Origin of the sequence: Mesorhizobium sp. M7A.F.Ca.CA.002.09.1.1 (assembly GCF_003998555.1) — a bacterium.
Classification (GTDB): Bacteria; Pseudomonadota; Alphaproteobacteria; order Rhizobiales; family Rhizobiaceae; genus Mesorhizobium; species Mesorhizobium ciceri.
The window spans coordinates 1-1,480 of the sequence record NZ_RZRR01001135.1 but is presented as its reverse complement, the minus strand read 5'-3'; the positions used below and the strand labels follow the sequence as shown (position 1 = coordinate 1,480).

Genomic DNA, 1,480 nt, shown 5'->3' with positions numbered 1-1,480 from the left:
GTCGAAGTCGACGATGTTGGAATAGATCGGCGTGCCGACATCCATGCCGTAGCGCGACCTCAGCACCTTGCCGGTGACATGGAATTTGATCATGCCGGCCTTGAGACCGCCGAGCTCGGCCGTGAATTTTTCCGGGAACGTCTTGCCGCGCGCCGTCAGCCGGCCGCTGACGAGAGCCGTGGTGTCGCTGGTTCGGGTCACGCTGGTAGAGCGGAACTGGATTTCCGGGCTGTTGGCGGCATCAAACACCGCGTCGGAGCGCAGGAAGGCATCGATACGGCCCTGGCCGGTGCCGACGCTTTCGGGAAAAATGGTGAAATTGACAGCTGAGCGCCCGACATCGCTGTTGTCGATGCGGATCGAGCCCTTGAAGCGGGCGAAGGTGCCATTGAGGCCGCCGCCGCCGACCTTGCCGATGGAGAAGCGGATGCTGGAGCTGGCCGGGCTGATCGAATAGCTGCCGGCGGCGTCACCCAGCGCGACGGCCGCAGAAACAGGCATGGCAAGGCAAGCGGCGACCGCCGCAAATCCGAGGATGCGCGTGTACATGGGGATGTTCCTTGTTGGAGGCAGCGCATTTCTTGCGCGCCCTCACTCCATGAACGAATGAACCGCTCGCTCTATTCCGAATCTGACGAAGGCGTGACCATGCGTGTGAGCACGCCATCCCTGAGCTGGAAATGATGCCGCAGCGCCGCCGCGACGTGGAGAGTCACAAGCGTCATGCCGGCATAGGCGAGATACCAATGTGCCGCCGCCCAGAAGCTCTCGGCACCATCCGATTCGGCCAACGGCAGGTTGGGCATGACGAACAGGTTGAACGGCAGGCTGGGGATCTCCAGCATCGAGACCGACACCAGCGCCCAGCCGGACAAGGGCAAGGCAAGCTGAAACGCGTAGAGCGCAAGATGGGCCAACGGTGCTGCCCGACGCTCCAGGGTTCCGACCGAGCGCGGCAGCGCCGGCGTTGCATTGCCAAGGCGCCAGGCGATGCGCAGCAACACAAGCCCGAGCAGCAGGAAGCCGAAAGATTTGTGCAGTTGGATCAGCTCGAAGGCGGTGCGCTGGCTGGTCAACCGCACCATGACGAAGCCGAGCCCGAACTGGCCGATGAAAATGAGCGCAATCAGCCAGTGGAGAAGGATCGCGCCCCAGCCATAGCGGGTGGCGCTGTTGGTGATCGATGTTTGCATGGGGAGTGAACGAATGTTGGTTCGGCTTTCTTCCAGCGCGCTTCACCCTCCCCCTTGTGGGGAGGGTCGCGCAGCAAATGCCGCGAAGCGGATTTTGCGAAGCGGGGTGGGGGTCTCGTAGGGCGCTACCCACCCCGTCCCTCAGCCGACCTACCGGGGCGAGCCGCCGATCTCGCCCGTCCTTCGGACTCCCATCAGGGCCCTCCGGAGGGTGATGAAAGGCGCGAGTTCGCCGAGCCTGGCTCCCTTCCTCTCCCTCCGGAGGGCCACAAGGGGAGGGGCGAGCC

Annotated in this window: 2 protein-coding genes; both read right to left on the bottom strand. The window is 63.9% G+C overall.

The window, feature by feature from the left end; translation table 11 throughout:
• A partial coding sequence (locus tag EN994_RS31050; protein ID WP_164746397.1) for a YceI family protein occupies positions 1–549 on the bottom strand: 549 nt, incomplete at its 3' end.
• Positions 550–620: 71 nt separating this feature from the next.
• Positions 621–1,193 (bottom strand): cytochrome b, encoded by a 573-nt coding sequence (locus EN994_RS31045; RefSeq protein ID WP_063169793.1) that lies wholly within the window; start codon positions 1,191–1,193, stop codon positions 621–623.
• Between the last annotated feature and the right edge of the window lie 287 nt (positions 1,194–1,480).